Origin of the sequence: Micromonospora sp. CA-263727 (assembly GCF_050942455.1) — a bacterium.
In the GTDB taxonomy this organism is placed as follows: Bacteria; Actinomycetota; Actinomycetes; order Mycobacteriales; family Micromonosporaceae; genus Micromonospora.
Window position 1 is genome coordinate 3,213,530 of the sequence record NZ_CP192031.1, and the last position, 11,942, is coordinate 3,225,471.

The window sequence follows — 11,942 nt, forward strand, 5'->3', positions numbered from 1 at the left end:
CACCCCGGGTGCCGGGTGGGACGGCGTGACCCGGGTCAGGCGACCGAGCAGGGCGTCCCGTTGAGAGTGAACGAGGCCGGGCGTCCGCTGTTGCCGGTGTGGTTGGCCTGGAAGCCGATGCTGACCGAGCCGTTGGCGGCGATGGCGCCGTTGTAGGAGACGTTGCGCGCGGTCACCGCGCCGGAGGTCGGGGAGTACGTGGCGTTCCAGCCGTTGGTGATGGTCTGTCCACCGGGCAGGATGAAGGCCAGGCTCCAGCCGTTGACGGCCGTGGCGCTGGTGTTGGTGATGGTCACCTCGGCGGTCAGCCCGGTGTTCCAGGCGTTGACCGCGTACCAGACCCGGCAGCCCGCGCCCGGCGGCACGGTCGGCGTCGGCGTTGGCGTCGGCGGGGGAGTGGTGGGGGTGGCCGTCGGGGTGGGGGTCGGCGGCGGGCTGGTCGGCGAGGTGCTGTCGAGACCGAAGAAGCGCAGCGCCTGGGCGGCGTCGACCGGCAGGTTGTGCGATACGCCCTGCATGCTGATCGCCTCGATCGGCGCCTGGCCGCCGGAGCCACCGTACCGGGTGCGGGTGTAGCCGGACTGCGGGCTGTCGGTGAAGGTCGGCGTCTGGCTCAGGCCGTGCACGTTGGTCCACTGCTTGATCTGCTCGCCGAAGTTCGGGTAGCGCAGGATCTCGTCGTTGGTGCCGTGCCAGGTCTGCATCCGCGGGCGCGGGCCGCTGTAGCCCGGGTACGCGTTGCGCACGAGGTCACCCCACTGCTGAGGGGTCCGGCTGACCTGCCCGTTGGCGCACTCGCTGTTCCACTCCGAACCATTGGTGGTGGCGAAGCAGCCGAACGGCACGCCCGCGAAGGCGGCGCCGGCCGCGAAGACGTCCGGGTAGAGCCCGAGCAGGACGTTGGTCATCATCGCCCCCGAGGAGATGCCGGTGACGAAGATCCGGGCCGGGTCTACGGGGTAGCGCTGCCGGACGTGGTCGACCATGGACATGATGCCCACCGGATCGCTGCCGCCGCCCCGCCGCAGGGCCTGCGGGGAGGAGACGTCGAAACACTGGCTGCTGCGGGTCACCGACGGGTAGACCACGATGTAGCCGTACCGGTCGGCCAGGGCCGCGAACTGGGTGCCGGAGTGCATCGCCGGCCCGGTGCCGGTGCAGTAGTGCACCGCGACCAGCAGGCCCGGCCGGGCCGCGACCCGATCCGGTACGTAGAGGTACATGCGCAGGTTGCTGGGGTTGGTGCCGAAGTTGGTCACCTCGGTCAGCGCCGCCGCCGACGCCGGGGTGGCTACGGAGAGCGCGGCCAGCGCCGTCAGGGCGACGGCCGCCAGGGCGGCGCACCACAGTCTGATCGTTTTTTTCATGGAGACAGGTCCTCCGGACGGAAGTGGACAGGGCGGTGCTCCGATCGAGGGCTGCCCGGTGCCCGATCTCGTCCGGCTCAGGAACATCGATGATTATCAGTTCTGGCGGGTGGGTGTGGCAAGCGTCGGCGGGCCCGCGCCGCGCGGACCCGCCGACGCCGCCGATCATCGTGGACGTACCGCGATCACGGTGTACGGCGTGGTCTCCGTCGGTGGCGTGGTGAACCGGGCGTTGGGCAGGTAGAGCCGGCCGAGCGCCGCGGCGACCGTGGTCGGCACGTCGAAGTTCGGATCGGTGATCAGGCCGGCCAGCCGGCCGGCGGTGCCGGCCCGGTTCAGCTCGACCACGGCGATCTGGTTGAGCCGGTTCTGCACCACGTAGAGCGTGCGCCCGACGAGCAGCAGTCCGTCGCCGTTGGTGAAGGTGTGGCCCGGCACGTCGACCGTGGTGGTGCCACCGGTCGCCGGGTCCACCCGGAACAGGGTGCCGGTGTTGGAACGCACCACGATCAGACCCGCCCGGTCCGGCGTACGGGCGATGCCGTTGAGGTTGATCTCGGTGCCGACCTGCGCGAAGTCGCCGGTCAGCGGGATCGTGGTGAAGCCGGCGGCGGACGGCAGCGCCCCGTGGCGGCCCAGCGGCAGCCGGTAGAGCACCGGCCGGTACGAGTCGGTGAAGTACGCGGCCCGCTCGGTGAGCACGACGTCGTTGACGAAGGTCGGCGCGGCGGCGAACCGGTAGCTCGCCAGCACGGCGCCGGTGCGGGTGTCCACCACCCGGGCGTCCCCGCCGGTGCCGCCAGCGACGAAGAGCCGGCCCCGATGGTCCACCTCAAGGCCCAGCGAGGGCGTCCCGGTGGCCGGGCTGAGCAGCCGCCCGCTGCCGTTGACGAGGTCGGCCCGGTAGATGGCGCCGGTGGCGCGCGAGCCGAAGTAGGCGTACCGGCCGGCGGTGGCGATGCCCTCGGGCTGGAAGCCGTCCGGCAGGGAGATGACGCTCGGCCGGGCGGCGCCGGCCCGCGCCACCGCCGGCACGCCGCCGAGGGCCGGCACGCCGTCGGGGGACGCTGGCGGGCCTGCGGCGTGTGCCACCGGCGCGGCGGCTACGGTCATCGCCAGCGTGACGGCGAGGGTGGTGGTGAGCACGGTTCTGGTGGTCCGGTTCACGATCCTCCTTCGGGTCGGACGCCCGGCCGTCGCCGGGTCCGACCGCGTGGTCGCGCCGCCGGAGCCCGGCACGGCCGGGGTCGGTCCTCATCAATCTACGGCCCTCGCCCCCCGGCCGTTCAATTCGATCCCGGTGCAGAGCAACCTGCGGTTCGGCCAGGCGAGCATCTTCATCGTGCTGATGGCGCTGCTCGACGCCGTGGGCCCGCCGTCACGGGTACGCGGAGTGCTGGTCGGGGTGGCCGCGGCGTGGTCTCCGCCGAGGTGGCTCGCCTGGACTACCACTCCGCTCCCGGCGGACCGCCCCGCACCATCCCGCTGCTGGCCGCCTATCCGGGCGTGCGGACGTTCTCCTTCCGGTCGGCGAGCATGGCCCACGGGCGACTGGCCGCCTATGCCGCCGACGGACGGGAACTCGCCACCTACGACGACGAACTGGCCGCCGCCCTGCGTGCCGGGCAGCGCTTCTGAGGCGCGCCGCTGCGCGAGCCACCCGAGCCCGTCACTGCTCGCCGTCGATCGCGTCGGTCTCACCGTCATGGGAGAACTGCGGTGCCAGGTGCTCGTCCGGTTGCGGCGCCTGCGCCAGGGTGTGGTGCGGGTCGCCGTCGGGGGAGAACAGCACCGGATCGGTCTTCGAGGTCTTCTCGTGCTCTTCCTCCGGCTCGGTCACCGCCCGCTCCTCACGCTCGTGGCCGTTGCTTCTCGACGCTACGCGGGGTGGCCGCCGGGACAACCGGCACGGCGGCGGGCACCACCCGATCGGGGCGCCCGCCGGCCAGTCAGCGCCGGAGCAGGACCGGTCCCGCGTCGATCCGGGTCCGGAACAGCGCGTACGGCCTGCGCCGCAGGTCGCGTCCGCGCTGGAACGGCGGTTGCCGGTGCACCTGGTTGGCGATCACATAGAGATGCCGGTCGGCGGCGACGCAGAGGGTGTCCGGCCAGAGCAGTCGCGGGTCGTGCACGACCGTCTCGTACTCACCGTCCGGGCGTCGGCGCAGCACCGCGTTGTGCTCGTAGTTGGTGAGGTAGAGCCGGCCGGCGTCGTCGGACTCCAGGCCGTCGGCGGCACCGCCCTTGTCCCCCTCGTCGACCACGGTCGCGGCCACCTGGTCCTCGCCGAGCGTGCGGTCGGCCAGGGCGTCGGTGGCGACGCTGTACCAGCGGCGGGTGGCCAGGGCGCAGTAGTACAGCCGGGCACCGTCTGCGGAGATCGCGATGCCGTCGGCGCCGACGCCCACCGGCTGCGGCGGCCCGTCGGGGGGACGGACCAGGAAGGGCCGGCCCTCGACCACCGGGCGGAAGTTCGACAGCGGTTCGGCCTTGGTGGACGGATGGTCGTTCAGGCGACGCCAGGATGCGCCGGTCGCCAGATCGACCACGATGATCGCGTTCGGCGCGCCGTCGGCGGAGTCGGTGATGTACGCCAGCCCGGCCTCACCCCGCCGCAGGTCGAACCGCACGTCGTTGAGGTACGTCGTGGGCAGCGCCACGTCGGGCGGGAAGGTGATCACCTGGGCGACCGTGCCGGTCCGCAGGTCGATCCGGACGAGTTTCGGGCCCCCGGGGGAGGTCGGCCGGAACATCGGGCTGCCCGTGTCGAGCGCCCAGAGCCGGTCGGCCGGATCGACCACGACGCTCTGCACCGACACGAACGCCGACGGGTCGTCGTCGCCGGACGGGGTGTTCCAGCGCAGGTCGGGGTAGGGCACCTCGCGACCGCGGCGCAACTCGACCACGGTCGCGGGGACCTCGTCGCCCCAGCGCGGAAAGTTGACGAAGATCCGGCCGTGGTGCGACACGGTCACCCCGGTCGGCATCGGCCCCCGGAACCGGTGCACCACTTCCAGTGTGCCGACCGGCTCGTCTTCGGGCAGTCTGTTCCGCATCCCTCGACCTCCCGTCGCACGCCGTCATCAATTGATCTCTCTATGTACATTCTCCCAGGTCGAGCGGCGTATGTCACACCCGTGGGTCGGCCATCCGACCCGGCCAGCAGCCGGAAGTCGATTCGTCACCCAACCGTCACGTGTCCGCGCGGTACCCGCCACCTGCTGCCGGCAGGGTGGGGGACCGACCCCTCTGGCGTGGGAAGACGTGGGAAGGAGCACGGTATGGCCGTCGTCCTGGACGACCACCTGGTCACCCTGACCTGTGACAACTGCGGCGACACCGTCGCCGGTCCCCGCGCGCCGTCGGACGGCGAGGTGGTGTGGACCCTGGTGTCCGAGCACGGCTGGAGCGGGTCCCCGCTGGCCGCCGGCCCGCACCGGTGCGCCCACTGCACCCGGCTCGGCCCGGCCGCCGGCGGCGTACCCGGTGGCATCCTCGGCATCGAGCACCTCGGCGGCGTGACCGTGGTGACCGTCGCCGGTGACGTGGACCTCGACACCGGTGACACGCTGCGGATGGCGTTGCGGCACGCGGCCGACATGGGGGGCCACGTGGTGGTGGACCTCGGCCGGACCGACCTGATCGACTCGACCGCGCTCGGGCTGCTCGTCCGGGCCCACCGTGGCGCTGCCGACCGTGGCGCGCTCCTCTGCGTCGCCGCGACCTCGCCGCTGATCCGCCGCGTCCTCCAGGTCACCCGCCTCGACGAGGTGTTCCGCGTCGCCGAGGGCCGTGCCGAGGCGCTCGCGCAGCTCGCCGCCGCCGGCCCCGCCGGTGCGACCACGGCCGGCTCCGGCGCCTGAGCCGGCACCCCGGCCGCCACTCCGCCGGCAGCCTCGATCCGAGCCGGCAGCCTCGATCCGAGCGACCCGCCCGGCGGCATCGACGCGTCCGACCCGCCCGCGCCGCCGGTGCCGGGCTGCGCGGGCGGGCCGGAGATCAGCGGCGGCTGCGCCGGTGGCCGGCGAGCCGCAGGGCGTTGCAGACGTCCGCCACGCCCTCGACATCCCAGGCCAGCTCGCCGGCGGCCCGGCGGTGCTCCGCCCCGGCGACCAGGCCGGTGAGGATCACGACGCGGTTCTGCACCATCACCGTGATCTGCTGGCGGCGGGTCGTCCAGTCGGCGCTCAGCCGCTGGGCGACCAGCGCGGCGAGCCGGACGTCCTCGTCGTGATCCTGCGGCTCGTCCCACAGGGCGCGGAAGGAATGGTCGTCGGGCATGGGCCAGGGCCACGGCATCACCACAGCGGTCTCCTTTGTCGTCGATGCCGGCGACCCGACGCGCCGTCACGATCGACCACAACCTTGCGCAACGACCTTGGAGTCGACCGCACGGTTGGATGACAGTTGCATGACAGATCACACCGGTGAAGCGGCTGGCGGCGCGATGTCGTCGGCGAGGACGAGGTTGGCCATCACCGGCCCCAGCTCGACGTCGAAGCTGCCCTTCGAGGCCCGGTCGATCCGGGTGCCGAGGATGTCCGAGGGCACCAGGTCGGGGGTGAACTGGGATCCGGGCGAAGCTGCCGCCCACCGCCGCGGCCAGGGTCTCCGCAGCGAGGGTCTTGGCGACACCGGGCAGCCTCGCGTGCACCCGGTGATGTACCAGAAGGTGGACGGCGGCTACGCCGTGTTCGGGTCCAAGGGTGGTGCGCCCACCAATCCCGACTGGTACCACAACCTGCTCGCTCATCCGCAGGTCCAGGCGGAGATCGGCACGGACACGGTCGAGTTGGTCGCCAGGGTCGCCGCCGGGGACGAGCGGGAACGGATCTGGAGTGCGCAGAAGGCCGCGTATCCCGGCTTCGCCGACTACGAGCGGAAGACCAGCCGCCAGATCCCAGTCGTCGTGCTGGAACCCGCGCCGTAGGCGGAGACGTCCCAACCCCGGTGTCCGCCGGTGCGGCGTGGCCCTCGTCGCCGCTCCGGCCAGCGGGTCGTGTCCATGGCTGGCTAGCCGATCCCGTCCACCGCGTCGCGGATCGCGGCGGCGACCCGATCCGGCATCCCGGCCACGTCGAGCGGAGCCCGCCCGCCGACCTGACGGGGGATGAAGCGCTGCCATCCGAGGTCGAAGCAGAGCAGCGCGCGCAGGTCGGCTCGCCGGTCCACCCGGACTCCCGCAGCACGCTCGTACCTCACCAGATAGTCACCGGCCGTCCTGCTGTCGAACAACACCGCAAGGTTGAGCCGGCAGTGGCCGACGTCGCTGCCCCGGTTGCCAGCGGCCGCGTTCGGCCAGTCCACGACGCCGCTGAGGCGACCGTCGCACCACAGCACGTTGAAGTGCTGGTAGTCGCCGTGGACCAGGACCTTCTCCGCAGCGAGCGGCCCTGAGGCCGCCTCACGGGCGGCATCACGCAGGCCGCGGTCGCGCAGCCAGTCCAGGGGCGCGCTGTCGTCATACCACCCGTCCCACCGGGTGTGCGGATGCTCGGGTACGGCGTGGATCGCGGCCTGCGTGGTCGCGAGCTGACCCAGCCAGGACCGCATATCGGCCGGGGTCAGCTCCGGCTGCCCGGCGAGCGCGGTCGTGAGGGTGCACCGCACCCCGGTCTCGGTCCCGTCCTCGTCCATCGCGAGGAGTCGGGGCGCGGGTACCGCGCCGCCGTGGACGGCCGCGAGCGCGGCGGCTTCGCGGGTCACCAAGCCCTCCGTCCAGTCCTCGCCCGGCCAGCGGCGCAGCACCACCTCGGTGGGCCCGGCCGGGGAATCGACGGTGACCCGGTCCATGTCGGCGGTGATTCCGCCCGGCAGGGGCGCGACCGACCTCACCCGGCCGCGTCGATGAACGTGGTGTGCCACCCACCGCAGGATCTCCGGCGTCGGAGGCTCGTACTCGCGGGGCATCCGGTCAGTCTGGCAGCCGTCACCCGGACCTCAGAGACGACGCGGCCAAGGCGAGGTGCCGTGGCAGGGCCGGGTGGCCGCAGGCCAGGGATGCCGGCCATCCGTCTTGATGCTGCTGGCGAACGCGTCCCGGGCCGCAGCGTCGAAGCCCGGCGTCCCGGCGGTGGGGGCCCTGGTCAACCTCTCAACTCCGTCCGCGCTGGGTGCGGTAGCGGCGGATCAGGGCGGCGGTGGAGGAGTCGACGCCCGCCAGGTCGGCCTCGCCGCCGGTGAGCAGGGGGGCGAGCTGGTTGGCCATCACCTTGCCGAGTTCGACGCCCCACTGGTCGAACGGGTTGATGTCCCAGATCGCGCCCTCGGTGAGGACGATGTGCTCGTAGAGGGCGACCAGCTGACCGAGGGTGGCCGGGGTGAGCCGGTCGGCCACGATCGACGTGGTCGGGTGGTTGCCGGCCATCACCCGGTGCGGCACGAGTTCGGGCGCGGTCCCCTCCGCGGCGACCTGTTCGGCGGTCCGGCCGAAGGCCAGCGCCGCGGTCTGGGCGAAGAAGTTCGACATGAACAGGTCGTGCATGTCGCCGATCTCGTGGTTGGGCTCGCTGAACCCGATGAAGTCCGCCGGCACCAGCCGGGTGCCCTGGTGCAGCAGCTGGTAGAAGGCGTGTTGACCGTTGGTGCCGGGCTCGCCCCAGAAAATCTCCCCGGTGTCGTACGACACCGGTCGGCCGTCGGTGCGTACCGACTTGCCGTTGCTCTCCATGGTCAGCTGCTGGAGGTACGCCGGGAACCGGTGCAGGTACTGCGAGTAGGGCAGCACCGCGTGGGTCTGCGCGCCGAGGAAGTTGGTGTACCAGACGTTGAGCAGCCCGAGCAGCACCGGCGCGTTGCCGGCCAGCGGCGCGCTGCGGAAGTGCTCGTCGACGGCGTGGTAGCCGGCGAGCAACTCGTCGAAGCGCGCCGGTCCGATGGCGAGCAGCACCGACAGGCCGACCGCCGAGGGCAGCGAGTACCGGCCGCCCACCCAGTCCCAGAAGCCGAACATGTTGGCCGGGTCGATGCCGAAGTCCGCCACCCGCTGGGCGTTGGTGCTGACCGCGACGAAGTGCCGGGCCACCGCCTCCTCGCCGGCGTCGAGCCCGGCCAGCAGCCAGCGGCGGGCCTGGTGGGCGTTGGCCAGGGTCTCCTGGGTGGAGAAGGTCTTCGACACGATCACGAACAGGGTGGTGGCCGGGTCCAGGTCGGCGGTGGTGTCGTGGATGTCGGTGGGGTCGATGTTCGACACGAAGCGGCAGGAGATGCCGGCGTCGCGGTACGCCTTGAGCGCCTCGTACGCCATCACCGGCCCGAGGTCGGAACCGCCGATGCCGATGTTGACCACGGTGCGAATCCGCTCGCCGGTGTGCCCACGCCACTGCCCGGCGCGCACCTTGTCGGCGAACTGGGCCATCCGCTCCCGCACGGCGTGCACGTCGGCGACCACGTCCTGCCCGTCGACGGTGAGCGTGGCGTCGCGGGGCAGCCGCAGCGCGGTGTGCAGCACGGCCCGGTCCTCGGTGCCGTTGATGTGGCTGCCGGCGAACATGGCGGCGATCCGGTCGGCGAGCCCGACCCGCTCGGCCAGCCCGGTCAGCAGGGCGAGGGTCTCGTCGGTGACCAGGTTCTTGCTGTAGTCGACGTAGAGGCCGGCCACCTCGACGGTCAACCGCTCGCCGCGGTCGGGATCGGTGGCGAACAGGTCCCGCAGATGCGTCCCGCGGATCTCGTCGGCGTGCTTGCGCAGGGCCTGCCACTCGTCGGTGGTGGTGACGTCCGCAGCCATCGGATCGATCGTCTCCTCGCAGGTTCGGCACACCGCCGGCCTGGTACGGCCGGCGGGATGAGACCAGACTGCCACACGAAGATCGCCGCGCGAGTCGGACGCGGGGGAATGATCACGATCAGCGTTCGGCCGTTCACGCGGCGACCCGGGGGCCGTGCGCTGCCGGGTCCGGTGCTTGCCGGCTGCGGCGACAGGGCATGGTGGAGCAATGACGACGCCGGTACCGAGCGCCACCGCAGCCGCCCCCGGAAGTTCCGCCACCACCGCTCCCGTACGGCAGACGCTGCTGGTGCTCGGCGCCAGCGGCGACCTGACCGGGCGGTTGCTGCTGCCCGGGCTGGGCCGGCTGGTGGCCAGCGGGGCGGTTCCCGGCCTGACGCTGATCGGCAGCGGCATGGACGCCTGGGACGACGAGCGGTGGCGCCGGCGGGTGGCCGACTCCTTCGCCACCGTCGGCGCCGATGGCCCCCGCGAGTCCGAGGTGCTCCGGGGGACCCGCTACCTGCCCGCGGACGTGACCAGCGAGGAGGACCTGCGGCGGCTGCTGCGGGACTGCCAGGGACCGCTGGTGATCTTCTTCGCGCTGCCGCCGCTGGTGACCGCCCGCTCGGCCGCCGCGTTGGCCCGCGTCGGCCTGCCGCCCGGCACCCGGCTGATGCTGGAGAAGCCGTTCGGCGTCGACCGCCTCTCGGCCCGCTCCCTCAACAACCTGCTGGCCACCCTCGTGCCGGAGGAGCAGGTCCACCGCATCGACCACTTCCTCGGCAAGTCGACGGTGCTGAACCTGCTCGGCCTGCGGTTCGCCAACCGGATCTTCGAGCCGGTGCTCAACTCCGCGCACGTGGCCTGCGTGGACATCGTCTTCGACGAGACCCTGGGCCTGGAGGGCCGGGCCGGTTACTACGACGGTGCCGGCGCGCTGGTGGACATGGTGCAGAGCCACCTGCTCCAGGTGCTCGCCCTGCTCGCCATGGACCCCCCGCCCACCCTGCACGCCCAGGAGCTGCGGGGCCGCAAGGCGCAGGTGCTGCGGGCCGCCCGGCTGTGGCACGACGACCCGGTGGCGGCCAGCCGGCGGGCCCGGTACACGGCGGGCGAGATCGGCGGGCGTCGGCTGCCGAACTACGCCGACGAACCCGGTGTCGACCCGGCCCGCCGTACCGAGACGCTCGCCGAGGTTGTGTTGACGGTGGACACCTGGCGGTGGGCCGGGGTGCCGTTCCGGCTGCGTTCGGGCAAGGCGACGGCCGCCGCCCGCAAGGAGGCGATCATCACCTTCAAGCAGCCGTCCCGGGTGCCCGACGGGCTCACCGGCTACGAGCATCCGGATCGGTTGCGGATCGGATTCGGCCCGGACCGGCTCGGCCTGGATCTCAACATCAACGGCCCCGGCGACCCCTTCGAACTCGAACAGGTACGCCTGTCGGCGGACTTCGGCCCCGGCGACCTGCCTCCGTACGGCGAGGTGCTGCGCGGCGCGTTCGAGGGGGATCCGACCCTGTCGGTACGCGGCGACGTCGCCGAGGAGTGCTGGCGCATCGTCGAGCCGGTGTTGGCCGCCTGGAAGGCCGACACGGTGCCCCTACAGGAATATCCGGCGGGCTCCGCCGGCCCGGGTGACTCGCTGATCGGCGAGGTGACCGGCTGACGGGCACCCGAACCAATTTCACTTACGGTGATTGACTGATCTCTCTCAGCTACTTTACAGCTTGCGTTGCTAGCTTCCGGTCGCGCCGGGATCCACCATGGACGGCGCTGCCCGCTTACCCGCAGCCAAGGGAGAAGCTCGTGGTGTTCAAGAAGATGCTGGGAGCCTTCGGGATCGGCGCACCCAGCGTCGACACGGTCCTGTCCAATCCGAACACCCGGCCCGGGCTGCTCCTCGCCGGCCAGGTGAACCTGACCGGCGGCAGCCACGACGTGGAGATCGACCACGTCGTGGTGGGCCTCGTGACCCGGGTGGAGGTCGACGGTACGCAGGGGGACCGCGACGTCGCCTTCGAGTTCCACCGCGCCCCGGTCGCGAGTGGGCTGCGCCTGGCGCAGGGGCAGCAGCTGGCCCTGCCGTTTCAGCTCCCGATGCCGTTCCAGACCCCGGTGACCACGATCTACGGGCAGGAGCTGCCCGGCATCACCGTGGGCCTGCGCACGGAGGTAGCCGTCCGGGGCGCGGTCGACAAGGGCGACCTCGACGCGGTGCAGGTGCACCCGCTGCCGGTGCAGGAGCGGGTCCTCGAAGCGTTCGGTCAGCTCGGTTTCCGGTTCAAGGGCGCCGACCTGGAGCGTGGGCAGATCGCCGGGGCGCACCAGAGCCTCCCGTTCCACCAGGGGATCGCGTACTTCGCCGCGCCGCAGTACGCCCACGGGGTCCACGAGGTCGAGTTGACCTTCCTGACCGATGAGCAGGGCGTGGACGTGCTCCTGAGGCTCGACCGGCGGGCCGGCCTGAACCCCTTCGGGCACGGCTCCGCCGGCTGTTACCGGGCCGCGCACGCCGACACCAACCGGCTCGACTGGGCCGTCGAAGTCGACCGCTGGCTCCGCGAGGCCCTGGAGCGGCACGCCGCCCAGCACCCTGCGCCGGGATACGGCCAGCCCATCCCCGGTCAGCCCGCCTACGGCGGGCACCAGGAGCAGCACGAGCGGCGCGGGCCCGGAATGGGGGCCGTCGCCGCCGGCGTGGTCGGCGGCGAGGCGCTCGGCCTCGCCGGTGGCATGATCGCCGACGAGGTCTTCGACTCCTTCGGCGGCGACGAGGACGACGACGGCGGCGCCGACGACGAGTGACCCGTCGGTCCGGCTGAACGGTGTGGCGGCGGGGGCCGTCGTGGAACCGTCAGCCGCGT

13 protein-coding genes are annotated in these 11,942 nt (G+C 72.3%); 5 read left to right on the top strand and 8 right to left on the bottom strand.

Translation table 11 applies throughout. The features are described 5' to 3' along the window. Positions 1-35: 35 nt before the first annotated feature. Together ACQPYA_RS14125 and ACQPYA_RS14130 are read right to left on the bottom strand one after the other, a co-directional pair. The gene (locus ACQPYA_RS14125) at positions 36-1,367 is read right to left on the bottom strand and encodes an extracellular catalytic domain type 1 short-chain-length polyhydroxyalkanoate depolymerase (protein WP_433533037.1); all 1,332 of its coding nucleotides are present in this window, start codon (positions 1,365-1,367) and stop codon (positions 36-38) included. Between the two features lie 165 nt (positions 1,368-1,532). After that, positions 1,533-2,534: a superoxide dismutase gene (locus ACQPYA_RS14130; RefSeq protein WP_433533038.1), complete on the bottom strand. Its 1,002-nt coding sequence runs from the start codon at positions 2,532-2,534 to the stop codon at positions 1,533-1,535. Positions 2,535-2,783: 249 nt separating this feature from the next. Here ACQPYA_RS14130 and ACQPYA_RS14135 point away from each other — a divergent pair, with 249 nt between their 5' ends. Further along, positions 2,784-3,005: a hypothetical protein gene (locus ACQPYA_RS14135; protein ID WP_433533039.1), complete on the top strand. Its 222-nt coding sequence runs from the start codon at positions 2,784-2,786 to the stop codon at positions 3,003-3,005. Between the two features lie 31 nt (positions 3,006-3,036). Here the strand turns inward: ACQPYA_RS14135 and ACQPYA_RS14140 are convergent, their stop codons facing one another. Both ACQPYA_RS14140 and ACQPYA_RS14145 read right to left on the bottom strand, forming a co-directional pair. Beyond that, positions 3,037-3,207: a hypothetical protein gene (locus tag ACQPYA_RS14140; protein WP_433533040.1), complete on the bottom strand. Its 171-nt coding sequence runs from the start codon at positions 3,205-3,207 to the stop codon at positions 3,037-3,039. A gap of 109 nt (positions 3,208-3,316) precedes the next feature. After that, positions 3,317-4,423: an L-dopachrome tautomerase-related protein gene (locus tag ACQPYA_RS14145; RefSeq protein WP_433533041.1), complete on the bottom strand. Its 1,107-nt coding sequence runs from the start codon at positions 4,421-4,423 to the stop codon at positions 3,317-3,319. 225 nt (positions 4,424-4,648) lie between these two features. Between ACQPYA_RS14145 and ACQPYA_RS14150 the strand changes: the two genes are divergently transcribed. Then, a complete protein-coding gene (locus tag ACQPYA_RS14150) occupies positions 4,649-5,230 on the top strand; it encodes an STAS domain-containing protein (RefSeq protein ID WP_433533042.1) in 582 nt (193 codons plus the stop codon). A 136-nt stretch (positions 5,231-5,366) separates the two neighbouring features. Here the strand turns inward: ACQPYA_RS14150 and ACQPYA_RS14155 are convergent, their stop codons facing one another. Both ACQPYA_RS14155 and ACQPYA_RS14160 read right to left on the bottom strand, forming a co-directional pair. Then, positions 5,367-5,666 carry a BON domain-containing protein gene (locus tag ACQPYA_RS14155; RefSeq protein ID WP_433533502.1) on the bottom strand — a complete coding sequence of 100 codons (300 nt, stop codon included), beginning with the start codon at positions 5,664-5,666 and terminating at the stop codon, positions 5,367-5,369. Between the two features lie 120 nt (positions 5,667-5,786). Then, entirely contained in the window at positions 5,787-5,918 is a 132-nt protein-coding gene (locus ACQPYA_RS14160) for an AAA family ATPase (RefSeq protein WP_433533043.1), read from the bottom strand. Here ACQPYA_RS14160 and ACQPYA_RS14165 point away from each other — a divergent pair. Next, a complete protein-coding gene (locus ACQPYA_RS14165; protein ID WP_433533044.1) occupies positions 5,905-6,297 on the top strand; it encodes a nitroreductase/quinone reductase family protein in 393 nt (130 codons plus the stop codon). The genes ACQPYA_RS14160 and ACQPYA_RS14165 overlap by 14 nt on opposite strands. 83 nt (positions 6,298-6,380) lie before the next feature. Here the strand turns inward: ACQPYA_RS14165 and ACQPYA_RS14170 are convergent, their stop codons facing one another. Next, complete coding sequence (locus tag ACQPYA_RS14170; RefSeq protein WP_433533045.1) at positions 6,381-7,277, bottom strand: phosphotransferase family protein; 897 nt, start codon at positions 7,275-7,277, stop codon at positions 6,381-6,383. A gap of 184 nt (positions 7,278-7,461) precedes the next feature. After that, positions 7,462-9,096 carry a glucose-6-phosphate isomerase gene (gene pgi / locus ACQPYA_RS14175; RefSeq protein WP_433533046.1) on the bottom strand — a complete coding sequence of 545 codons (1,635 nt, stop codon included), beginning with the start codon at positions 9,094-9,096 and terminating at the stop codon, positions 7,462-7,464. Positions 9,097-9,304: 208 nt separating this feature from the next. Here pgi and ACQPYA_RS14180 point away from each other — a divergent pair, with 208 nt between their 5' ends. Both ACQPYA_RS14180 and ACQPYA_RS14185 read left to right on the top strand, forming a co-directional pair. Beyond that, positions 9,305-10,744 (top strand): glucose-6-phosphate dehydrogenase, encoded by a 1,440-nt coding sequence (locus ACQPYA_RS14180; protein ID WP_433533047.1) that lies wholly within the window; start codon positions 9,305-9,307, stop codon positions 10,742-10,744. Between the two features lie 140 nt (positions 10,745-10,884). Then, entirely contained in the window at positions 10,885-11,883 is a 999-nt protein-coding gene (locus ACQPYA_RS14185) for a sporulation protein (RefSeq protein ID WP_433533048.1), read from the top strand. Positions 11,884-11,942 lie beyond the last annotated feature (59 nt).

Bases quoted from the DNA above. Each gene is read 5' to 3' on its own strand.
- ACQPYA_RS14125 (WP_433533037.1), bottom strand. From the start codon at position 1,367: ATGAAAAAAACGATCAGACTGTGGTGCGCCGCCCTGGCGGCCGTCGCC.
- ACQPYA_RS14145 (WP_433533041.1), bottom strand. From the start codon at position 4,423: ATGCGGAACAGACTGCCCGAAGACGAGCCGGTCGGCACACTGGAAGTG.
- ACQPYA_RS14150 (WP_433533042.1), top strand. From the start codon at position 4,649: ATGGCCGTCGTCCTGGACGACCACCTGGTCACCCTGACCTGTGACAAC.
- ACQPYA_RS14155 (WP_433533502.1), bottom strand. From the start codon at position 5,666: ATGCCGTGGCCCTGGCCCATGCCCGACGACCATTCCTTCCGCGCCCTG.
- ACQPYA_RS14165 (WP_433533044.1), top strand. From the start codon at position 5,905: ATGTCCGAGGGCACCAGGTCGGGGGTGAACTGGGATCCGGGCGAAGCT.
- ACQPYA_RS14170 (WP_433533045.1), bottom strand. From the start codon at position 7,277: ATGCCCCGCGAGTACGAGCCTCCGACGCCGGAGATCCTGCGGTGGGTG.
- pgi (WP_433533046.1), bottom strand. From the start codon at position 9,096: ATGGCTGCGGACGTCACCACCACCGACGAGTGGCAGGCCCTGCGCAAG.
- ACQPYA_RS14180 (WP_433533047.1), top strand. From the start codon at position 9,305: ATGACGACGCCGGTACCGAGCGCCACCGCAGCCGCCCCCGGAAGTTCC.